Consider the following 22151-nt stretch of genomic DNA (forward strand, 5'->3'; position numbering starts at 1 on the left):
GCGTCCGGGACCTCGGGCCCGTACCTAGACTGGCTCACCATGCGAAACGAGCCCGTCGTCCAGATCGAGAATCTGGTCAAGCGGTACGGACCCAAGACCGCGGTGGACGGTCTCGACCTGAGCGCCGGAGCCGGTATCACCGCCGTCCTCGGCCCCAACGGCGCGGGCAAGACCACCACGATCGAGACCTGCGAGGGCTACCGGAAGCCGGACTCCGGCACCGTGCGCGTCCTCGGCCTTGACCCGGTCCGCGAGGCCGCCGCGCTGCGGCCCCGCGTCGGCGTGATGCTCCAGTCCGGCGGCGTCTACTCCGGCGCCCGCGCCGACGAGATGCTCCGCCACGTGGCCAAGCTGCACGCCGAACCGCTGGACGTGAACGCGCTCATCGAACGCCTCGGCCTCGGCAGCTGCGGCCGCACCACCTACCGGCGGCTCTCCGGCGGCCAGCAGCAGCGCCTGGCGCTCGCCATGGCCGTGGTCGGCAGGCCCGAGCTGGTCTTCCTCGACGAGCCGACCGCGGGCCTCGACCCGCAGGCACGCAGGGCGACCTGGGAGCTCGTGCGCGACCTGCGCCGCGACGGGGTCTCCGTCATCCTCACCACGCACCACATGGACGAGGCCGAGGAGCTCTCCGACGACGTCGCGATCGTCGACGCAGGCAAGGTCATCGCCCAGGGCAGCCCCGACGAGCTGTGCCGCGGCGGCGCCGAGAACACCCTGCGCTTCACCGGCCGCCCCGGCCTCGACGTCGGCTCGCTCCTCAAGGCCCTGCCCCCGGACTCCGCCGCGGCCGAACTGACCCCGGGCGCCTACCGCGTGAGCGGCACGGTCGACCCGCAGCTGCTCGCCACGGTCACCTCGTGGTGCGCGCAGCACGGGGTCATGCCGGACCGGATCTCGGTCGAACGCCACACCCTGGAAGACGTCTTCTTGGAGCTCACAGGCAAGGAGCTGCGCGGATGAGCGCCGCCGGAACGTACACGCCGAAGCCGGGCGCCGCCCCGCTCCCCCGCATGATCGCGGCGCAGGCGGCCCTGGAGACGAAGATGCTGCTGCGCAACGGCGAGCAGCTGCTCCTCACCGTCATCATCCCGACCCTGCTGCTCGTCCTCTTCAGCGCGGTCGACATCGTCGACACGGGCAAGGGCGAGGCCGTGGACTTCCTCGCGCCCGGCATCCTCGCGCTCGCCGTGATGTCGACGGCGTTCACCGGGCAGGCCATCGCGACGGGCTTCGAGCGCCGGTACGGGGTGCTCAAGCGGCTCGGCGCCTCGCCGCTGCCGCGCTGGGGCCTGATGACGGCGAAGACACTCTCGGTGCTGGTCACCGAGGTGCTGCAGATCGTGCTCGTCACGGTCATCGCGTTCGCGCTCGGCTGGTCGCCGCACGGCAACCCGTTCGCCGTGCTGCTGCTCCTGGTGCTCGGCACCGCGGCGTTCTCCGGGCTCGGCCTGCTGATGGCGGGCACGCTCAAGGCGGAGGCGACGCTAGCCGCGGCGAACCTCGTCTTCCTGCTGCTGCTCATGGGCGGCGGCGTGATCGTCCCCCTCGACAAGTTCCCCGACGCGGCGCAGACGCTCCTCGGACTGCTCCCCATCTCGGCGCTCTCGGACGGCCTGCGCGACGTCCTGCAGCACGGCGCGGGCATGCCGTGGCAGGACCTCGGCATCCTCGCGGTGTGGTCGGTGCTCGGGCTCGGCGCGGCGGCGAAGTTCTTCCGCTGGGAGTAGAAGTTCTTCCGCCGGGAGTAATCGCGGTCACAAAAGCACCGCATACGTCCCCCTCGTGAAGCCGTGCACAAGCGGCCCCCTACGATGGTGCGCGTGCCAAACGTGACCCGAGCCGACATCGCTCAAGCCGTGCGGAACCCGCTCGCCTTCATCGCCGAGCGCTGGACCCCCACCCAGCGGACCGTCCAGCAGGCGGCCCTGATCTCCCTCGCCATGACGGTCCTCATCGTGGTGACGGGCGGCGCCGTCCGGCTGACAGGATCGGGCCTCGGCTGCCCGACCTGGCCCAAGTGCACGGACGATTCGCTGACCGCGACGCAGGAGATGGGCTTCCACGGAGCCATCGAGTTCGGCAACCGCATGCTGGCGTACGTGCTGTCCGCGGCCGTCGGCTGGGCGATCATCGCGGCCCGCTCGCAGAAGCCGATGCGGCGCAGCCTCGTCCGGCTCGGCTGGGTGCAGTTCTGGCTGGTCATGGGCAATGCCGTGCTCGGCGGCATCGTCGTCCTCGTCGGTCTGAACCCGTACACGGTCGCGGCACACTTCCTGCTCTCCTCCGCCCTGATCGCGGTCGCCGTCATCATGTGGCAGCGGACCCGTGAGGGCGACGCCGAGCCGCGGCCGCTGGTCGGCAAGGCCGTGGTGCAGCTCGTCTGGTTCCTGGTCGGGGTCTCGGCCCTGCTGATCGTGGTGGGCACCGTCGTGACGGGCTCCGGGCCGCACGCGGGCGACTCCAGCGAAGTCCCGCGCATGGGCGTCGACTGGGAGACGGTCAGCAAGATCCATGCGGTCCTCGCGTGGATCGTGGTGACGCTGACGTTCGCCCTGTGGTTCGTCCTGAAGGCGGTCGACGCGCCGCCCGGCCCGCTGGTCCGCACCCGCCAGCTGTTCCTGATCCTGCTGTCGCAGGGCGCGATCGGTTACGTCCAGTACTTCACGGACCTGCCGGAGCTCCTGGTCGGGCTGCACATGCTCGGCTCATGCGTGGTGTGGATCGCCGTGGTGCGCGTCCTGCTCTCGCTGCGGGAGCGGCCGCTCACCACGGCCGACCTGCCCGCCCAGGCGGACGACTCACGGCTCTCGGCCGTCTGACCCGCCCGGCAGTCCGTACACCCGCCGCGCGTTGCCCGCGGCGATGAGCCCCGCCACGCGCTGCGCGTCGGTGAGCGACCAGGCGCCCTCCGCGACCCAGGTGCCGAGCACCCGCCCGAGTGCCTCCCTGAAGAGGGAGGCCCCGACGACGTGCAGTTCGGGCAGCCCGTGGGCGCCGCTGGAGAACAGCAGCTTGCCGAAGGGCGCCAGTTCGAGGATCTCGGCGAGCACGGCGGCCGCGCGGGCCCCGGTGCGGACGAGCGCGGGGCCCAGATCGGCGTACACGTGCGGGAAGACGGCCGCGAGGTGCGCGGCGCTGCGGTGGTACGGATAGCCGTGCAGCAGCACCAGATCGGTGCCGAGCCCGGCGGTGGCCCGCGCGAACTCCCCGAAGTACGTCTGCGGGTCCCCGGCCCCCGCGTGCAGTTGCAGCGGCCTGCCCGAGGCCACCGCGATCCACAGCAGGTGCCGCAGCAGCACGGGATCGGTGAGCACGCCGCCCACCTGCCGCCCCGCGAGCCAGCGCCCCACCGCGCCCCGCACCTCGCCGGGCCCCGGCGGCTCCGGGGCGAGGGCGAGCGGGTGCCGCACGCCCGCGACCGAGGTGAAGGCGACGGCTCCGACGGCGGCCGCGTGCACGGACTCCGCGAGGTTGGCGAGGAACGAGTCGGCGGTGCCCGAGGTGTCCGCGACCTGCTCGGCCAGTAATTCCAGGCGGACGATCTCGCGGGCGTCGGCGGCGCCGGTGGAGGCCATCTCGCCGGGCCCGGTCAGGTCCCCGGGCAGCCCCGTGTCGACGAGATACGTGGTGATGCCGCTGCCTCGGAGGAGGCGCCGCCCCGATTCCAGAACGCCCAGTTCGCGGCGGCGGGCGAGATAGCGGGCCGGTCGGCAGTGCGGCTCGATGCCGAGCAGGGGCGGGCACCAGCGGCGCACCGCGAAGCCGGTCTGGGTGTCGAAGAAGGTGGTGCCGGGGGCGGGTGGTCCCTCGCCCCGGCCGAGGTGGGCCTCGAAGGTGCCGAGGCCCAGCTCCGTACGGAGGACGCCATGGCAGTACTGATCCACCAGGGACGGCGTTTCGATCATCCGGGCTCCCGATAGATGGACCGTGCTTCTACGGTCCTAACGGGTGAACCGGGTGTCAGGTGTTGCTTTCGGCGGTTATCGGCGCGAGCCGTTGCGGGGGGCCGCGGGCCGGTGCCGGGTCCGTCAGCCGTTGCTCGGGCCGCCGATCTGGATGCCCGCCATCCGCTTCCATTCGTAGGGGCCGGTCTTCACCTTGGCGGCGAATTCCCCCGCGAAGTCCTCGTGCACGGTGATCCCGGCCTTTTCCACCGCGCTCTGCGCGATGGCGTAGGTGGGCGCCACCAGGTCGCCCCAGCCACCGTCCTCGCCGACGAGGACGATCCGGGTGCCCTCGTGCCCGATGTACGCGAGCTGTCCCTCGGCCCCGCCGTGGGCCTGCGCGAAGGCGCCGATCTCCTTGGCGAGCCGGGCCGCCCTGCGCTCGGCCTTGACGGCCTGCTTGCTGTCGTCCACCTGCTGCGTGTCTGCCATGAGCAGGATGCTACCGACGGGTAGATCAACTGGCGACGGGCGGGGCACGTGGCGTGCAACACCACGTGCCCCGCCCGTCGGCAAAGCCCTCGTTCGTGGACCCTCAGCGCAGGAAGGGGTCCACCGCCACGGCGACGAAGAGCAGCGAGACGTAGGTGATGGACCAGTGGAAGAGCCGCATCTCCTTGAGCTTGCCGCCCGTGACCTCCGCCTTGGCCCGGGTCTGCAGCCCGTGCGCCTCCCACAGCCAGTAGCCGCCGGTCACCAGCGCCACCACGGTGTAGAACCAGCCGGTGTAGCCGAGCGGCTGCAGCAGCAGCGAGACGGCGACCATGACCCAGCTGTAGAGGACGATCTGGCGGGCGACCACCTTGTTGGAGGCGACGACCGGCAGCATCGGCACGCCGACGCGCGCGTAGTCGTCCTTGACCTTCATGGAGAGCGGCCAGTAGTGCGGCGGCGTCCAGAAGAACATGACGAGGAAGAGGACGATCGGCGCCCACGACATGGAGTTGGTGACCGAGGACCAGCCGATCAGGACCGGCAGACAGCCCGCGATGCCGCCCCAGACGATGTTCTGGGAGGTCCGGCGCTTCAGGATCATCGTGTAGATGACCACGTAGAAGAGCAGTGCGCCGAGCGAGAGCCACGCGGAGAGCCAGTTGACGGCGAAGCCGAACAGCAAGGTGGAGATGACCGCGAGGGCGATGCCGAAGACGAGGCACTCGCGGGGACTGACCATGCCGGTCACCAGTGGCCGCTGCGACGTGCGGTCCATCAGCGCGTCGATGTCGCGGTCGATGTACATGTTGAGCGCGTTCGCGCCCCCCGCGGAGAGGTATCCGCCCAGGCAGGTCACGAAGACCAGCCACAGGTCCGGCACTCCTTGCTCGGCGAGGAACATCACCGGAACGGTGGTGATGAGCAGAAGCTCGATGATCCGCGGCTTGGTCAGTGCCACGAACGCCTTGACACGAGCCCCGAACGGCCGATGGCTCGGGCTAAGGTCCGTCCCGGAAACCCCCGCTGGACGGGATTCAACGGCCGTCACGCACACCCCTGACAGAGACATCCCAGCGAGCCGACCAGCACCTTCAGACATGAAGGTCCGGTAAAGGCCCGCGCGTACCACGCCACTGTAGACGTTGCCCATACCTCGCCCTTCGCGGGGGTGGGTTCGTGTTGGGCGGCCGGTCGAACGGCGTCCGGGACGACTTGAGTCGCCACATGAGCGGAACCGTGCGTTCATTGAGCGGACAAATGGGCGATACCTATGGCCTTTTGAGCGGACATATGAGCGAGCCCGTATTCACTTGCGGAATGCCTGCGCTTTCCTTTCGGGAGGCGCATCCTCGCATGTCACTGCAGTCTGGAATGACTCGAAAAAATGAGCGTTCTAGCAGCGGTAGGCTCGACATCGGCCGGTGGGATCTGCATCGCCGGCATTCGACATGTGGAGAGGAGCCCTGACTCAGGGTGAGCACCAAGCCGACCACCACAGACCTCGAGTGGACCGAACTGGACCAGCGGGCCGTTGACACCGCCCGCGTCCTGGCCATGGATTCCGTACAGAAGGTCGGCAACGGCCATCCCGGTACGGCCATGAGCCTCGCGCCCGCCGCGTACACCCTCTTCCAGAAGGTGATGCGCCACGACCCGGCGGACGCCGAGTGGACCGGCCGCGACCGGTTCGTCCTCTCTGCGGGCCACTCGTCCCTGACCCTCTACATCCAGCTGTACCTGGCCGGCTTCGGCCTGGAGCTGGATGACCTGAAGGCCTTCCGCACCTGGGGTTCGAAGACCCCGGGCCACCCGGAGTACGGCCACACGGTGGGCGTGGAGACGACCACGGGACCGCTGGGCCAGGGCGTTGCCAACGCCGTGGGCATGGCGATGGCCGCCCGCTACGAGCGCGGTCTGTTCGACCCGGAGACGACCGACGGCTCGTCGCCGTTCGACCACTTCGTCTACGCCATCGCCGGTGACGGCTGCCTCCAGGAGGGCATCTCCGGCGAGGCCTCGTCGCTGGCCGGGCACCAGAAGCTCGGCAACCTGGTCCTGCTGTGGGACGACAACCACATCTCGATCGAGGGCGACACCGAGACCGCGGTCTCCGAGGACACCCTCAAGCGGTACGAGGCGTACGGCTGGCACGTCCAGCGCGTGGCGCCCAAGGAGGACGGCGACCTCGACCCCGCCGCGCTCTACGCCGCCATCCAGGCCGCCAAGGCCGAGACCGAGCGCCCCTCCTTCATCGCGATGCGCTCGATCATCGCCTGGCCCGCCCCGAACGCGCAGAACACCGAGGCCGCCCACGGCTCGGCGCTCGGCGACGAGGAAGTGGCCGCCACCAAGCGCGTCCTCGGCTTCGACCCGGAGCAGAACTTCGAGGTCTCCGACGAGGTCCTGGCGCACGCCCGCAAGGCGCTCGACCGCGGCCGCGAGGCCAAGGCCGAGTGGGAGAAGGGCTTCGCCGCCTGGCGCACCGCCGACTCCGCGCGCGCGGCCGAGTTCGACCGCATCTCCGCGGGCGAGCTGCCCGAGGGCTGGGAGGAGAAGCTCCCGGAGTTCGAGACCGGCAAGGGGCTCGCCACGCGTGCCGCGTCCGGCAAGGTCCTGCAGGCGCTCGGTGCGGTCATCCCCGAGCTGTGGGGCGGCTCCGCCGACCTGGCGGGCTCCAACAACACCACCATCGACAAGAACTCCTCGTTCCTGCCGAAGGGCAACCCGCTGCCGGAGGCCGACCCGTACGGCCGCACGATCCACTACGGCATCCGCGAGCACTCCATGGCCGCGGAGATGAACGGCATCGCGCTGCACGGCAACACCCGCATCTACGGCGGCACCTTCCTGGTGTTCTCCGACTACATGCGCAACGCCGTGCGTCTGTCCGCGCTGATGCACCTGCCGGTGACGTACGTGTGGACGCACGACTCGATCGGCCTCGGCGAGGACGGCCCGACCCACCAGCCGGTCGAGCACCTGGCCTCGCTGCGCGCCATCCCGGGACTGAACGTCGTGCGCCCGGCCGACGCGAACGAGACCGTCATCGCGTGGCGCGAGATCCTCAAGCGCTACACCAAGGAGTTCGGCAAGGGCGCCCCGCACGGCCTCGCGCTGACCCGCCAGGGCGTGCCCACGTACGAGCGCAACGAGGACGCCGCCAAGGGTGGTTACGTCCTGTTCGAGGCCGAGGGCGGCAAGCCCGAGGTCGTACTCATCGGCACCGGCTCCGAGGTCCAGCTCGCCGTCGAGGCGCGCGAGCAGCTGCAGGCCGCGGGCGTCCCGACGCGAGTCGTCTCGATGCCGTCGGTCGAGTGGTTCGAGGAGCAGGAGCAGGGGTACCGCGAGAGCGTGCTGCCGCCGTCGGTGAAGGCGCGCGTGGCGGTCGAGGCGGGCATCGGCCTGACCTGGCACCGCTTCGTCGGTGACGCCGGTCGCATCGTTTCGCTGGAGCACTTCGGTGCTTCCGCGGATGCCAAGGTGCTCTTCCGCGAGTTCGGGTTCACCGCGGACGCGGTGGCCCAGGCGGCGCGGGAATCGATCGCCGCCGCTCAGCGCTGACGCTCATATACGACCAAGTAGGAGATGTAATTCCATGACAGACGCACTCAAGCGCCTTTCCGAAGAAGGCGTCGCGATCTGGCTGGACGACCTGTCGCGCAAGCGGATCACGTCCGGCAACCTCGCCGAGCTGATCGACCAGCAGCACGTCGTGGGCGTCACGACCAACCCCTCGATCTTCCAGAAGGCGATCTCGTCGGGCGACGGTTACGAGCAGCAGCTCGCCGACCTCGCCGCCCGCAAGGTCACCGTCGAAGAGGCCATCCGCATGATCACGACGGCGGACGTCCGTGACGCCGCCGACATCCTGCGTCCGGTCTTCGACTCGACGGGCGGCCAGGACGGCCGCGTGTCGATCGAGGTCGACCCGCGCCTGGCGCACAACACGGCGGCCACGGTCGCCGAGGCCAAGCAGCTGGCCTGGCTGGTGGACCGGCCGAACACGCTCATCAAGATCCCGGCCACCAAGGCGGGCCTCCCGGCGATCACCGAGGTCATCGGCCTCGGCATCAGCGTCAACGTGACGCTGATCTTCTCGCTGGAGCGCTACCGCGCGGTCATGGACGCCTTCCTCGCCGGCCTGGAGAAGGCCAAGGAGCGCGGCCTGGACCTCTCCAAGATCCACTCGGTGGCGTCCTTCTTCGTGTCCCGCGTGGACACCGAGATCGACAAGCGCCTGGACGGCATCGGCACGGACGAGGCCAAGTCCCTCAAGGGTAAGGCCGCGCTCGCCAACGCGCGGCTGGCGTACGAGGCGTACGAGGAGGTCTTCTCCTCCGACCGCTGGGCCGCCCTGGACAAGGCGCAGGCCAACAAGCAGCGTCCGCTGTGGGCCTCGACCGGCGTCAAGGACCCCGCGTACAAGGACACGCTGTACGTCGACGACCTCGTCGCGCCCAACACGGTGAACACCATGCCGGAGGCGACCCTGGAGGCCGCGGCCGACCACGGTCAGGTCACCGGCAACACCATCGCGGGCACGTACGACCAGTCGCGCGCGGAGATCGCCGCGGTGGAGAAGCTCGGCATCGCCTACGACGACGTCGTGCAGCTCCTCGAGGACGAGGGCGTCGAGAAGTTCGCGGCGTCCTGGAACGACCTGCTCAAGTCGACTGAGGCCGAGCTCCAGCGCCTCGCTCCCGCGAAGGGCTGACCCACCTTGTCAAGCAGCAATCCGCTGCGTGACGCCGCAGACCGACGGCTCCCGCGTATCGCGGGGCCGTCGGGCCTGGTCATCTTCGGCGTCACGGGCGATTTGTCCCGCAAAAAGCTGATGCCTGCCGTCTACGACCTCGCCAACCGAGGTCTGTTGCCGCCGGGCTTCTCCCTCATCGGGTTCGCCCGCCGCGAGTGGCAGGACGAGGACTTCGCGCAGGAGGTGCACGACGCCGTCAAGCAGCACGCGCGCACGCCCTTCCGCGAGGAGGTCTGGCAGCAGCTCATCCAGGGCATGCGCTTCGTCCAGGGCAACTTCGACGACGACGACGCCTTCGAGCAGCTCAAGGCCACCATCCAGGAGCTGGACAAGGCGCAGGGAACGGGCGGCAACTTCGCCTTCTACCTGTCCGTGCCCCCGAAGTTCTTCCCCCAGGTCGTCCAGCAGCTCAAGAAGCACGAGCTGGCGGACGCCCCCGAGGGCTCCTGGCGGCGCGCCGTCATCGAGAAGCCGTTCGGCCACGACCTGGCGTCCGCGCAGGACCTGAACGCGATCGTGCACGAGGTGTTCGCGCCGGACCAGGTGTTCCGGATCGACCACTACCTCGGCAAGGAGACCGTCCAGAACATCCTGGCGCTCCGCTTCGCCAACCAGATGTTCGAGCCGATCTGGAACCGGTCGTACGTCGACCACGTCCAGATCACGATGGCCGAGGACATCGGCATCGGCGGCCGCGCCGGTTACTACGACGGCATCGGCGCCGCCCGTGACGTCATCCAGAACCACCTGCTCCAGCTGATGGCGCTGACCGCGATGGAGGAGCCCGCCTCCTTCGACGCCAACGCGCTCGTCGCGGAGAAGGCGAAGGTCCTCGGCGCCGTCCGGCTGCCGAAGGACCTCGGCAAGGCCACGGTGCGCGGCCAGTACTCCGCGGGCTGGCAGGGCGGCGAGAAGGTCGTCGGCTATCTGCAGGAAGACGGCATCGACGCCAAGTCGAAGACCGACACCTACGCCGCGATCAAGCTGGAGGTGGACAACCGCCGCTGGGCGGGCGTCCCCTTCTACCTGCGCACCGGCAAGCGCCTGGGCCGCCGCGTCACCGAGATCGCGGTCGTCTTCCAGCGCGCGCCCCACTCCCCCTTCGACCACACCGCCACCGAGGAGCTCGGGCAGAACGCGATCGTCATCCGCGTCCAGCCCGACGAGGGCATCACGGTGCGGTTCGGCTCGAAGGTGCCCGGCACCTCCATGGAGATCCGGGACGTCTCGATGGACTTCGCGTACGGCGAGTCCTTCACCGAGTCCAGCCCGGAGGCGTACGAGCGCCTGATCCTCGACGTCCTGCTCGGCGACGCCAACCTCTTCCCGCGCACGGAGGAGGTCGAGCTGTCCTGGAACATCCTCGACCCGATCGAGGAGTACTGGGACAAGCACGGCAAGCCCGCGCAGTACGCGTCCGGCACCTGGGGCCCGGCCGAGGCGGACGAAATGCTCGCACGAGACGGACGGAGCTGGCGCCGGCCATGAAGATCGACCTCACGGACACCACGTCCAGCAAGATCAACAAGGCGCTCGTGCAGGGCCGCCGCGCGATCGGGACCCCGGCCGTCGGCATGGTGCTCACCCTCGTCATCGTCACCGACGAGGAGAACGCCTACGACTCACTGAAGGCGGCCAGCGAGGCGTCCCGCGAGCACCCCTCGCGCACCCTCGTGGTCATCAAGCGCGCCGCCCGCTCGCCCCGCGACCGCACCACCTCGCGCCTCGACGCCGAGGTCCGGGTCGGCGCGGACGCGGGCACCGGCGAGACGGTGATCCTGCGGCTGTACGGCGAGGGCATCAACCACGCCCAGTCCGTCGTCCTGCCGCTGCTGCTGCCCGACGCCCCCGTGGTCGCCTGGTGGCCGGTGAACGCCCCGCTGGACCCCGCCAAGGACCCGCTCGGTGCCCTGGCCCAGCGCCGCGTGACGGACACGTACGCCGCGGAGCAGCCGATCCACGAGCTGACCGCGCGCGCCGAGGCCTACCACCCCGGCGACACGGACCTGTCCTGGACCCGCATCACCCCGTGGCGCTCCATGCTGGCCGCCGCGCTCGACCAGGTCACCTGCAAGGTCACCTCGGTGCAGGTGGAGGGCGAGGAGTTCAACCCGAGCTGCGAGCTGCTCGCCATGTGGCTTGCGGACCGCCTCGACGTCCCCGTGCAGCGCACGCTGTCGGCGGGCCCCGGTCTGACCGGCGTACGCCTGGAGACCACCTGTGGTCCCATCGTGCTCGACCGGGCCGACGGCGCGCTCGCCACGCTCTCCATCCAGGGGCAGCCCGACCGTGCGGTGGCACTCAAGCGCCGCGAGACGGCCGAGCTGATCGCCGAGGAGCTGCGGCGTCTGGACCCGGACGACACCTATGCGTCCGCGCTGAAGTTCGGCGTGGACCGCCTGGGCGAGCCCGCGGAGCAGACGGCGTCCCTCGCCGACGAGAAGCCCGCCGAGGAGTCGAAGTCCGCGGCGGCCACGTCGGAACCCGCCAAGAAGGCCCCGGCCAAGAAGACCGCGGCGAAGAAGGCGGCGGCGAAGTGACCGCGGCTCCGCAGCTCGTCGTCCACCGCGACAAGGAGCTGATGGCGCAGGCCGCGGCGGCCCGCCTCATCACGAAGATCGTCGACGCGCAGGCCGCCCGCGGCCACGCGTCGGTGGTCCTCACCGGCGGCCGCAACGGCAACGGCGTGCTGGCCGCGCTGGCGTCGTCCCCCGCGAAGGACGCGATCGACTGGTCGCGTCTGGACCTGTGGTGGGGCGACGAGCGCTTCCTGCCGGACGGCGACCCGGAGCGCAACTACACCCAGGCCAAGGAGGCGCTGCTCGACTCGGTGCCCCTCAACCCGGCCCGGGTGCACCCGATGCCCGCGTCGGACGGCGCGTACGAGGTGGACGCGGCGGCGGAGATCTACGCCGCCGAACTCACCGCGGCCGCGGGCCCGGAGGACCACGGCCCCGTGCCGACCTTCGACGTCCTGATGCTCGGCGTCGGCCCGGACACGCACGTCGCGTCGCTCTTCCCGGAGCTCCCCGCGGTGCGCGAGACGGAGCGCTCGGTGGTCGGCGTGCACGGCGCGCCGAAGCCCCCGCCGACCCGCGTCACGCTCACGCTCCCGGCGATCCGGGCGGCCCGCGAGGTGTGGCTGCTCGCGGCGGGCGAGGACAAGGCGAACGCCGCGGCCATCGCCCTGTCGGGCGCCGGAGAGGTGCAGGCCCCCGCGGCCGGTGCCTACGGCCGCTCGCGCACGCTGTGGCTCCTGGACGCCGCGGCGGCCTCCCAGCTCCCCCCGGAGCTGTATCCACCGGCCGTCGCATAGCCATGCACACCTTGAGGGCCCCGCACCGGACGGTGCGGGGCCCTCAGGCGTCCACGAGGGCGCGGCGGTAGCTGCTGCCGTCCTGTTCGCGGACGAGGAGGCCGTCGGTGACGCAGTACCTCCGCAGCGCCGCCGTGTCGTCGTGGACGGTGCGGAACGCGTCGTTGATCTCGCCCTCGCTGTAGGTGCGGTCGGCGTCGAAGAGGGCGTCCGTGAGGTGGACGAGGAGTTCGTGGCGCACGACGGGACGGACCGGAATGGCCGTGAGGCGGCCGTGCGCGAAGAAGCCGGTGAGGCGGCGCGGCACCGTGGGATGGGCGTGCGCGTCGACGGGGTCCGGGGAGCGCCGGAAGACGGCCGGGTCGGCCCGCAGCGATCCGTCGGGCAGCCGCTCCACGAGCCCGGTGGCGAGGAGGCGTCCCAGGTGCTTGCGGGCGACGGCGGAGTCGGCCTCGCGCGGCGGCAGGTCGTCGAGGACTATCCGCGCGTACAGCCGGAGTCTGTCGGGGTCGGCGAGCGCGGCGTGCAGCTGGTCCATGACGGGGTCCCCTCCCGGCGGGTGACAGAGCCGAAGCAGTGTCACCCGCCGGGCGGTTCGCCCGCATCCGATTATCGCCTGATGAGACTCAACGCCCGCGCAGGTCCCGGTACTTGGCGACCAGAGCGGTGGTCGACCCGTCCAGGTCGGGCACCTCGGCGCCCTCGGTCAGCGCGGGCTCGACGCGCTTGGCGAGGACCTTGCCGAGCTCGACGCCCCACTGGTCGAAGGAGTCGATGTTCCACACGGCGCCCTGCACGAAGACCTTGTGCTCGTAGAGCGCGATGAGCTGGCCGAGGACCGAGGGGGTCAGCTCCTTGGCCAGGATCGTCGTCGTGGGGTGGTTGCCCTTGAACGTCTTGTGCGGGACCAGCTCCTCCGCGACGCCCTCGGCGCGCACCTCGTCCGGCGTCTTGCCGAACGCCAGCGCCTGGGTCTGTGCGAAGAAGTTGGCCATGAGGAGGTCGTGCTGGGCGACCAGGCCGGGCAGCAGATCGGCGACGGGCTCGGCGAAGCCGATGAAGTCCGCCGGGATCAACTTCGTGCCCTGGTGGATGAGTTGGTAGTAGGCGTGCTGCCCGTTGGTGCCGGGCGTGCCCCAGACGACCGGGCCCGTCTGCCAGTCGACCTCCTTGCCGTCACGGCCGACGTACTTGCCGTTGGACTCCATGTCCAGCTGCTGCAGATAGGCGGTGAACTTGGAGAGGTAGTGCGAGTACGGCAGTACGGCGTGCGACTGCGCGTCGTGGAAGTTGCCGTACCAGATGCCCAACAGGCCCATCAGGAGCGGCACGTTGGACTCGGCGGGCGCCGTGCGGAAGTGCTCGTCGACGAGGTGGAAGCCGTCGAGCATCTCGCGGAAGCGGGCGGGCCCGATGGCGATCATCAGGGAGAGGCCGATTGCCGAGTCGTACGAGTAGCGGCCGCCGACCCAGTCCCAGAACTCGAACATGTTGTCCGTGTCGATGCCGAAGTCGGAGACCTTCTCGGCATTGGTCGACAGGGCTACGAAGTGCTTGGCGACGGCGTCCTGCGAGGCCTTCAGCTCGGTGAGCAGCCAGTCACGCGCGGACGTGGCGTTCGTGATCGTCTCGATGGTGGTGAACGTCTTCGAGGCGATGATGAAGAGCGTCTCGGCGGCGTCCAGGTCCCGCACGGCCTCGTGCAGGTCGGCGCCGTCCACGTTCGACACGAAGCGGACCGTGAGGCCGCGGTCGGTGAAGGAGCGCAGCGCCTCGTACGCCATCGCCGGACCGAGGTCGGAGCCGCCGATGCCGATGTTGACGACGTTCTTGATGCGCTTGCCGGTGTGTCCGGTCCACTCGCCGGAGCGGACCTTCTCCGAGAAGGCGCCCATCTTGTCGAGGACGGCGTGCACGGCGGGCACCACGTTCTCGCCGTCGACCTCGACGACGCTGCCCCGCGGGGCGCGCAGCGCCGTGTGCAGGACGGCCCGGTCCTCGGTGGTGTTGATCTTCTCGCCGCGGAACATGGCGTCCCGCAGCCCGAAGACGTCGGTGGCGGCCGCCAGCTCGCGCAGCAGCGTCAGCGTCTCACCGGTGACGAGGTGCTTGGAGTAGTCGATGTGCAGGTCGCCGACCTGGAGGGTGTACGCCGTACCGCGCGCCGGATCGGCGGCGAACAGCTCGCGCAGCTGCACCTCCCCCAGCCGGTCACGGTGCTCGGCGAGCGCCGTCCACTCGGGAGTCTGATCGAGCCTGGCGCGGCTTTCTGCGTTCATCTCGGACTTCAGCCTTCTTTCGTACGCGCGTACGTCCAATTGCCCCGCTGCATCCTCCAACCTAATCGATCAGAGAGCGGGATGAGATGTCCGAAACTGTCTGCCAGCACACGTACGGGACGAAGAAACCGGCCGGACACTTATTGGTGTCCGGCCGGTTCTCACGTCGTATTCAAGTGCTAGATCTCGCCCCGCAGTTTGGCGAGCGCTTCCGCGAGGATCGCCTCCCCGTCCGCGTCGCTGCGCCGCTCGCGTACATACGCCAGGTGCGTCTTGTACGGCTCGGTGCGCGGCGGATCCGGCGGGTTGTCCCGGTCCTGACCTGCCGGAAAGCCGCAGCGGGGACAGTCCCACGTATCGGGGACCTGCGCGTCGCTGGCGAAGCTCGGCTGCGTCTCGTGCCCGTTGGAGCACCAGAAGGAGATGCGCAGTCGCGGCGCGGACTCACCGCGCTCGGCCTCGCCCATCGGCCCCGCCCCGACCCGACTTCCTCGGATCGCGTTGCCACTTGCCACGGTCGTAACTCCCTGCGTGATGGTGCTGCTGCGGGCGCCTCAGTTTACGTAAGGCCCAACGCGCGTCCAGTGTTGGGAGTTACACCCCACCCCCGGACGCAAGCCCCATGATAAGCCGCGCACGCGGGCGCGCACCGGACAAGCGACCAGTGGCTGGCGCTAGTTGTTCGCCTTCATCAGCAGGCCGAGCGCGACAATGCACGCGAACCACAGCAGACCGACCACGACCGTGATGCGGTCGAGGTTGCGCTCCGCGACGGACGAACCGCCGACGGACGACTGCATGCCGCCACCGAACATGTCGGAAAGACCGCCGCCCTTGCCCTTGTGCATCAGCACCAGCAACATCATCAGAGCGCTGAAGACGATCAGGGCGATCGAGAACCCCATAACCACGGCTGGACCAACTTCCTCGGAACTGAATCGACGACGGGGGCCGAAGGCTACCCTCGGCCCCCGTCAGGGTACGACGTAACGTCGCTAGCGCATACTCACTGGTCGCCGAAGCGAACGATCTTGACGAACTCGTCCGTGTCCAGCGCCGCGCCGCCGACCAGGGCGCCGTCCACGTCGGGCTGCGCCATGATGTCGGCGACGTTCTTCGCCTTCACGGAGCCGCCGTACTGGATGCGGACCTTGTCGGCGAGCTCCTGCGAGTACAGCTCGGCGAGGCGGCCGCGGATCGCGCCGCAGACCTCCTGCGCGTCCTCGGGGGTCGCGACCTCGCCGGTGCCGATCGCCCAGACGGGCTCGTACGCGATCACGATGGTCTCGGCCTGCTCGGCCGGGACGTCCTTCAGGCCGCCGTCGAGCTGGTTCAGCGTGTACTGGACCTGCTGTCCGGCCTTGCGGATGTCCAGACCCTCGCCGATGCAGAGGATCGGGGTCAGGCCGTGCTTGTACGCGGCCTTCACCTTGGCGTTGCAGATCTCGTCGGTCTCGTTGTGGTACTGACGGCGCTCGGAGTGGCCCACGGCGACGTAGGTGCACTTCAGCTTGGACAGCATCGGGCCCGAGATCTCGCCGGTGTAGGCACCGGAGTCCTGCGCCGAGATGTCCTGGGCGCCGTACTTGATCTTGAGCTTGTCGCCGTCGACCAGGGTCTGCACGGAGCGCAGGTCGGTGAAGGGCGGCAGGACGGCGACCTCGCAGGCCTCGTAGTCCTTGTCCGCCAGGGCGAAGGCGAGCTTCTGGACGTGGGCGATGGCCTCGAGGTGGTTGAGGTTCATCTTCCAGTTGCCCGCCATCAGCGGGGTACGCGTAGTCATCAGGTGTCAGTTCTCCAGTGCGGCGAGGCCGGGGAGCGTCTTGCCCTCGAGGTATTCGAGGGAGGCGCCGCCGCCGGTCGAGATGTGGCCGAATGCGTTCTCGTCGAAGCCTAGGTTGCGGACGGCCGCGGCGGAGTCGCCGCCCCCGACCACGGTGAAGCCGTCGCAGTTGAGCAGGGCTCGCGCGACGGCGGCGGTGCCCCCGGCGTAGTCGGGGTGCTCGGCGACGCCGACCGGGCCGTTCCAGAAGACGGTCTCGGCGTCGGCGATCTTCTCGGCGAAGAGCTCGCGGGACTTGGGGCCGATGTCCAGGCCCTCCATGTCCGCGGGGATCTGGTCCGCGTCGACGGTCTTGAAGTCCGCCGGGGCCTTCGTCTTCAGGTCGGGGAAGTCCGTGGAGACCAGGACGTCGACCGGGAGGACGAGCTCGACGCCGTTCTTCTCGGCGCGCTCCATGTACTCCTTGACGACCGGGATCTGATCCTCCTGGAGGAGGGAGATGCCGACCTCGTGGCCCTGGGCCTTGAGGAAGGTGTACGCCATGCCGCCGCCGATGAGCAGACGGTCGGCCTTGCCGAGCAGCTCGTCGATGACGGCGAGCTTGTCGGAGACCTTGGCGCCGCCGAGGATGACGGTGTACGGGCGCTTCACGTCCTCGGTGAGCTTCTTGAGGACGCCGACCTCGGTGGCGATCAGGTAGCCCGCGTAGTGCGGGAGCTTCGCAGGGAGGTCGTACACGGACGCGTGCTTGCGGTGCACGGCACCGAAACCGTCGCCTACGTAGACATCGGCGAGGGCGGCCAGCTGATCGGCGAACCCGCCGCGCTCGGCGTCGTCCTTGGACGTCTCACCGGCGTTGAAGCGGAGGTTCTCGATGACGGCGACCTGGCCGGGCTGCAGGCCGTCCACCGCGTCGTGCGCGGCGGGGCCGACCGTGTCCTGCGCGAACGCGACGGGCGCGCCGAGGAGTTCACCGAGCCGCTCGGCGGCGGGCAGCAGCGAGAAGGCCGGGTCCGGGGCGCCCTTGGGACGGCCCAGGTGCGAGGCCACGACCACCTTGGCGCCCGCGGCGGCGAGGGCCTGGACGGTCGGCAGGACGGCGCGGATGCGGCCGTCGTCGGTGATGGTGCCGTCGGCGAGCGGCACGTTGAGGTCGGCGCGGACGAAGACCCGCTTGCCGTCGACTCCTTCGGCGAGAAGTTCGTCGATCGTCTTCACTACTGGACTCCTTGGGTGGGCTGACGCACAACAGGGCCCGGAGCGCGCGGCGTTGCGCGGTCCGGACCCTGTGCTCACATCTAGGTGTCTGCTCTGGTGACTAGAGCTGACCGCCGACGAAGACGGTGAGGTCGACGAGGCGGTTGGAGTAGCCCCACTCGTTGTCGTACCAGCCGAGGATCTTCACCGTCTTGCCCTCCTGGACCATGGTCAGGGAGGAGTCGAAGGTGCAGGAGGCCGGGTCGCTGACGATGTCGGACGACACGATCGGGTCCTCGGTGTAGAAGAGGATGCCCTTGAGGGCGCCGTCGTCGGCGGCCTTCTTGAACGCGGCGTTGACCTCGTCCTTGGTGACGTCGCGCTGCAGGTCGACGACGAGGTCGGTGGCGGAGCCGGTCGGGACCGGGACGCGCATCGCGATGCCGTCGAGCTTGCCCTTGAGCTGGGGCAGGACCAGGGCGGTGGCCTTGGCGGCACCGGTCGTGGTCGGAATGATGTTCTCGGCGGCGGCGCGGGCGCGGCGCAGGTCCGAGTGCGGGAAGTCCAGGATCCGCTGGTCGTTGGTGTACGCGTGGACCGTGGTCATCAGGCCCTTGACGATGCCGAAGTTCTCGTCGAGAACCTTCGCCATCGGCGCCACACAGTTGGTGGTGCAGGAGGCGTTGGAGATGACGTGGTGGTTGGCCGCGTCGTACTTGTCCTGGTTGACGCCCATCACAATGGTGATGTCCTCGTCCTTGGCCGGAGCCGAGATGAGGACCTTCTTGGCGCCGCCCGCGATGTGCTTCTCGGCGTCGGCCTTCTTGGTGAAGATGCCGGTGGACTCGATCACGATGTCGACGCCCAGCTTGCCCCACGGGATGTCGGCGGGGTTGCGCTCGGACAGCACCTTGATGGTGTGGCCGTCGACCGTGATGGTGTCCTCGGTGTGCGACACCTCGGCCTTGAGGCGGCCCAGGATGGTGTCGTACTTCAGCAGGTGCGCCGTGGTCGCGGTGTCACCCAGGTCGTTGACAGCCACGATCTCGATGTCCGCACCCTGCTCAAGCAGCGCGCGGAAGTAGTTGCGACCGATGCGGCCAAAGCCGTTGATGCCTACGCGGATCGTCACGAAACCGATCTCCTCGTTGGTACGCCGGTTTTAGACGCCGGCGAGTTGTATGGGATGTCCCCGACCGCCTCCGACCCTACCTCTCTGAAGCCTCTGAGGTGACATCGAGAGGGGCCGTAAGCGGCACAAAGGCCCGTACCCCGGAGTAGGGGTACGGGCCGCCGGGACCTTCGTCCCGATTACGGAGTGTCAGCTGCGCAGATGTGCCAGGGAGGCGCCCATAAGAGCGGCCCTTTCGGCGTTTCCGGGCACGTGCTCGAAGCCGAAGCCGAGGAGCACGCTGTCACGCGCTGTGACCGCCGCGAAGGAGCGGTAGAGCTCCCCGGTCCGGGCCCAGTCGCCTGTGATATTGGGGCTTCCCGGCGGGGCCGGCGCGACGCTCCAGGAGCCGAGCGACGACTCGAATCCCTCGGTCTCCTTGACGTTGCCGTTGACGACCAGCTGCGCGTTGTCGGCGAAGAGGCCGCGACCGCCGGTGGAGGGGTCGGTGACGGAGCTGAGAGCCACCTCGATCTTCTTGCCCGCGTAGGGGCTGAGGTCGAAGGCGACGGGCTTCCAGCCGCCGGAGGAGCCGGTGAAGCTGTTCCAGGCGCCACTGGTGCCGGACGCCGTGCAGCCGTTGGCCCCGACCGTCAGGTAGTGGCGCAGGAACGGGTGGCCGTTGACGAAGAACCCGGCCGCGCACTCGGCGGGGACGGCGGCGGACGAGTTGCCGTTCTTGTCGGGCAGTGTCGTCCAGTCGTCGGCGCCGGTGGTGTGCGCCTCCAGGAGGCCGTGGTCGTAGCCGGTCTCCAGGTTCCAGTTGAGCGCGAACCGCAGCTCCGGCTGGTCGGCGGCCGTGACGCCGGTCAGGTCGATGGTGCGGGTGAGCCGCTTCCAGTCCTGGTCGGCGTGGGTAGCCGAGGCCATGCCCTGTCCCTCGAAGGGCGCGTACGGGTTGGTGAGGCCGGGGTAGGAGCCCGCGGCCGCGCTCTTGAACTGCGGGAACTTCTCGGGCGGCAGGCTGTCGGAGGTGACGGTGAAGCGTCCTGCCTTGTCGAGCGGGTTGTTGTCGGCGGCGGCGAGCGGGGTGCTGACCCCGTCGAGCGCGCCGCTGCCCTGGAAGCTCTTGGCGCCGGGCGCGGAGAGCCGTTCGTACGCGCCGAGGTAGTACTGCGCGAAGTCGTCGGTGAGGGCCTCGCCGAGGTCGACGTTGGTGCCGGTGCGCTCACCGGACTCGATGAGCTTGCCGCCCTCGTTGAGGTAGTCGCGCAGGGCGAGCTGGGTGGGCGCGCCGGGGACGGGGTCGCCGGTGTAGTGGACGACCGCGGAGAAGTGCGACAGGACGCCGAGCGGGTGCGGGACGCCCTGCTTGGCGACGTCCCAGACGGCGGCGGTGCGGCCGTTGGCCTCGATGGCGTCGACGTACTTCTGCGTCTGGGTGGCCGTCGCGCCCTCCTCGGCGACGACGAGCGTGTTCGCCTTCGGGCGTTCGGCGACGGTGTAGGTGAAGTGCTCGCTCTGGCTGCCGCCGTTCTTCGTGCGGCCGGTGAACCACACCTCTACCTTGTCGCCCGCGCGTGCGCCCTCGACCTCGGCGCGGTACTCGTCGAAGTAGAGGTTGTCGGCGCCGCCGTAGGTCTCGCCGCCCTTCCAGGCCTTGAGGCTCTCGTCGTGCGTGCGGCCGCCGTTGATGCGGTAGTTGAGCTTCTTGTCGCGCACCGACTTGCGGGCGGTGACGGCGACCTTCTGGTCGCCTCCGCGGGCGTACGAGGTGGCGAAGGTGTCCGGGGTGAAGTCCGGGGCCTCAATGCCGGTGACGGAGACCGGCTGGTCGGGGTGGAGAGCTGTCTCGGCGACGGCGAGCGCGAACGGGACGTTCTTGGCGAACTCCTGCTGGATCAGCTTCTCGTCGTCGGGGAAGGTGAAGATGGACGCGCAGTCCTCGGGCTTCCAGGCGTCGTTCGGGTCGATGTTCGACGCGGTCTGGCAGGTGGACATCTCCGGGGTGAACATCGAGATGCCGTTGACGTTGCCCGCGTGGCCGTCGGCCTCACCGTTGGTGGTGTAGAGCTCGGAGGAGACCTGCGGGTGGTAGCCGGGCACGGCGGGCTTCTCCGGGGTGCCGTTCAGCGCCCGGTAGAGCACGTCGTCCGGGGTCGGCGTGGCGACCTGCCAGCCCACTCCGTAGAGGAGCAGTTCGGCCGCGGAGTGGTAGTTGATCCCGTACGTGAAGCCGATGCGCTTCTGGAAGCGGTCGAGCGCCTTGGTCTCCGGCTCGGACATCGCTCCGGTGCCACGGTAGGTCTCGGAGGAGGCGTCCGGGGACGAGCCCTCGTTGTCGTAGCCCCACTTGTAGGCGAAGTTGCGGTTGAGGTCGACGCCGTCGCCCGGCGCTATCCTGCCGTCGCCGTCGACGTCGCGCAGGTTCTTGCGCCACTGGCGGTTGGCCTGGGCGGCGTGCGTGAAGTCGTAGCCGTCGGGGTTGGCGGAGAGCACGAACCACAGCTCGGTGGAGTTCACGAGCTTGGTGATGCGCTTGTCCTTGCCGTAGTTGTCCAAGTAGTGGTGCATCAGGCGGCGGGTCATCTCGGGGGTGATCCACTCGCGCGCGTGCTGGTTGGACATGTACAGCGTGGAGGGCTTGGAGCCGTCCTTGGACTTCTTGGCGTCCTTGGAGAGCTTCAGGGCGAGGATGTCCTTGCCCTGGAGGGTCTTGCCGATGGAGACGACCTTGGTGATGCCGGGGTTCGCCTGCCCGGTCTTGACGATCTCCTCCTGGAGACCGCCCTTTCCGCTGTACGGCCGGTAGACGCCGTCCCCCGCGGCCTTGAGCCGCTTCTGCGTCGCCGCCGACACCTTGTGCTCGCTGAGCTCGATGCCCTTGCGCTCGATGGCCTTGGCCTGGCCCTCGGTGAGGTACAGCTCGACGCGGCCGGTGCCGGTCTCGGGTGTCTGTCCCGCGAGTTCGTGGGCGTCCTGGCCCGCCTCGACGAGGATCGGTATCTGCTTCTTGGTGACTTCTGCCTGATAGACCCGCACGGCCGCCGGGTCGTCGGCGGCCGGGGCCTTCCCCGGGCCGCTGGCCTGCGCGTGCGGTGCGGCGGCGAGGCCGCCGATGAGCAGTGCTCCGGTGGCGAGGACGGATCTCGCGCTCGCTCTTCGTCTCATGAGCCCCCCTTGCGGTTGTCCGGCACAGATGTGCCGGATGCCAGGCTCGTGACAGTGCATGATCATGTCAATACAGTGCGTGAAGGCGTGCGGGACGGGCATGCGAAAGCCGCCGGTGCCCGGTGGGACACCAGCGGCTCACGTGACGTACGGGAC

General features: G+C 69.5%; 19 protein-coding genes. 8 read left to right on the plus strand and 11 right to left on the minus strand.

The features are described from left to right. Positions 1–39: 39 nt before the first annotated feature. From AC068B_RS36905 to AC068B_RS36915, 3 genes are all read left to right on the plus strand, one after another. Positions 40–963, plus strand: a complete 924-nt coding sequence (locus AC068B_RS36905; RefSeq protein ID WP_468560510.1) for an ABC transporter ATP-binding protein — start codon at positions 40–42, stop codon at positions 961–963. After that, positions 960–1730, plus strand: a complete 771-nt coding sequence (locus AC068B_RS36910; RefSeq protein ID WP_478675855.1) for an ABC transporter permease — start codon at positions 960–962, stop codon at positions 1728–1730. Before AC068B_RS36905 ends, AC068B_RS36910 begins: the two co-directional genes overlap by 4 nt. An 84-nt stretch (positions 1731–1814) precedes the next feature. Continuing rightward, positions 1815–2822: a COX15/CtaA family protein gene (locus AC068B_RS36915; protein WP_478675856.1), complete on the plus strand. Its 1008-nt coding sequence runs from the start codon at positions 1815–1817 to the stop codon at positions 2820–2822. Here the strand turns inward: AC068B_RS36915 and AC068B_RS36920 are convergent. The 3 genes from AC068B_RS36920 to AC068B_RS36930 all read right to left on the minus strand — a co-directional run bounded on the left by AC068B_RS36920 (position 2802) and on the right by AC068B_RS36930 (position 5436). Continuing rightward, positions 2802–3908: an amidohydrolase family protein gene (locus tag AC068B_RS36920; RefSeq protein ID WP_356264210.1), complete on the minus strand. Its 1107-nt coding sequence runs from the start codon at positions 3906–3908 to the stop codon at positions 2802–2804. The genes AC068B_RS36915 and AC068B_RS36920 overlap by 21 nt on opposite strands. 123 nt (positions 3909–4031) lie before the next feature. After that, positions 4032–4379, minus strand: coding sequence for a hypothetical protein (locus AC068B_RS36925; RefSeq protein ID WP_478675857.1), 348 nt, complete (start codon positions 4377–4379; stop codon positions 4032–4034). A gap of 103 nt (positions 4380–4482) precedes the next feature. Beyond that, complete coding sequence (locus tag AC068B_RS36930) at positions 4483–5436, minus strand: heme o synthase (RefSeq protein WP_478675886.1); 954 nt, start codon at positions 5434–5436, stop codon at positions 4483–4485. Positions 5437–5855: 419 nt separating this feature from the next. Here AC068B_RS36930 and tkt point away from each other — a divergent pair, with 419 nt between their 5' ends. From tkt to pgl, 5 genes are read left to right on the plus strand one after another with little or no spacing between them, the layout of a single operon-like run. Next, positions 5856–7943 (plus strand): transketolase, encoded by a 2088-nt coding sequence (gene tkt, locus AC068B_RS36935; protein ID WP_478675858.1) that lies wholly within the window; start codon positions 5856–5858, stop codon positions 7941–7943. A 34-nt stretch (positions 7944–7977) separates the two neighbouring features. Beyond that, entirely contained in the window at positions 7978–9096 is a 1119-nt protein-coding gene (gene tal / locus AC068B_RS36940; RefSeq protein ID WP_478675859.1) for a transaldolase, read from the plus strand. Between the two features lie 6 nt (positions 9097–9102). After that, positions 9103–10626, plus strand: coding sequence for a glucose-6-phosphate dehydrogenase (gene zwf, locus AC068B_RS36945; protein ID WP_478675860.1), 1524 nt, complete (start codon positions 9103–9105; stop codon positions 10624–10626). After that, complete coding sequence (opcA, locus tag AC068B_RS36950; protein ID WP_478675861.1) at positions 10623–11678, plus strand: glucose-6-phosphate dehydrogenase assembly protein OpcA; 1056 nt, start codon at positions 10623–10625, stop codon at positions 11676–11678. The genes zwf and opcA overlap by 4 nt, the downstream gene beginning before the upstream one ends. Next, positions 11675–12454 (plus strand): 6-phosphogluconolactonase, encoded by a 780-nt coding sequence (gene pgl / locus AC068B_RS36955; RefSeq protein ID WP_359351043.1) that lies wholly within the window; start codon positions 11675–11677, stop codon positions 12452–12454. Before opcA ends, pgl begins: the two co-directional genes overlap by 4 nt. Positions 12455–12497: 43 nt before the next feature. Here the strand turns inward: pgl and AC068B_RS36960 are convergent, their stop codons facing one another. The 8 genes from AC068B_RS36960 to AC068B_RS36995 all read right to left on the minus strand — a co-directional run bounded on the left by AC068B_RS36960 (position 12498) and on the right by AC068B_RS36995 (position 21995). After that, the gene (locus AC068B_RS36960) at positions 12498–12992 is read right to left on the minus strand and encodes a DUF2087 domain-containing protein (RefSeq protein ID WP_478675862.1); all 495 of its coding nucleotides are present in this window, start codon (positions 12990–12992) and stop codon (positions 12498–12500) included. An 88-nt stretch (positions 12993–13080) separates the two neighbouring features. Next, positions 13081–14733 carry a glucose-6-phosphate isomerase gene (gene pgi / locus AC068B_RS36965; RefSeq protein ID WP_478675863.1) on the minus strand — a complete coding sequence of 551 codons (1653 nt, stop codon included), beginning with the start codon at positions 14731–14733 and terminating at the stop codon, positions 13081–13083. Between the two features lie 179 nt (positions 14734–14912). Next, a complete protein-coding gene (locus AC068B_RS36970) occupies positions 14913–15248 on the minus strand; it encodes an RNA polymerase-binding protein RbpA (RefSeq protein WP_003957010.1) in 336 nt (111 codons plus the stop codon). Between the two features lie 159 nt (positions 15249–15407). After that, positions 15408–15638: a preprotein translocase subunit SecG gene (gene secG, locus AC068B_RS36975; RefSeq protein ID WP_030784160.1), complete on the minus strand. Its 231-nt coding sequence runs from the start codon at positions 15636–15638 to the stop codon at positions 15408–15410. Between the two features lie 101 nt (positions 15639–15739). Continuing rightward, positions 15740–16516 carry a triose-phosphate isomerase gene (gene tpiA, locus AC068B_RS36980; RefSeq protein ID WP_478675864.1) on the minus strand — a complete coding sequence of 259 codons (777 nt, stop codon included), beginning with the start codon at positions 16514–16516 and terminating at the stop codon, positions 15740–15742. 6 nt (positions 16517–16522) lie between these two features. Next, positions 16523–17734, minus strand: coding sequence for a phosphoglycerate kinase (locus tag AC068B_RS36985; protein ID WP_478675865.1), 1212 nt, complete (start codon positions 17732–17734; stop codon positions 16523–16525). 100 nt (positions 17735–17834) lie between these two features. Next, positions 17835–18845 carry a type I glyceraldehyde-3-phosphate dehydrogenase gene (gene gap / locus AC068B_RS36990; RefSeq protein WP_356264179.1) on the minus strand — a complete coding sequence of 337 codons (1011 nt, stop codon included), beginning with the start codon at positions 18843–18845 and terminating at the stop codon, positions 17835–17837. A 189-nt stretch (positions 18846–19034) separates the two neighbouring features. Continuing rightward, complete coding sequence (locus AC068B_RS36995; protein ID WP_478675866.1) at positions 19035–21995, minus strand: M14 family metallopeptidase; 2961 nt, start codon at positions 21993–21995, stop codon at positions 19035–19037. Positions 21996–22151 lie beyond the last annotated feature (156 nt).

It is taken from the genome of Streptomyces sp. NPDC042371 (assembly GCF_056437465.1).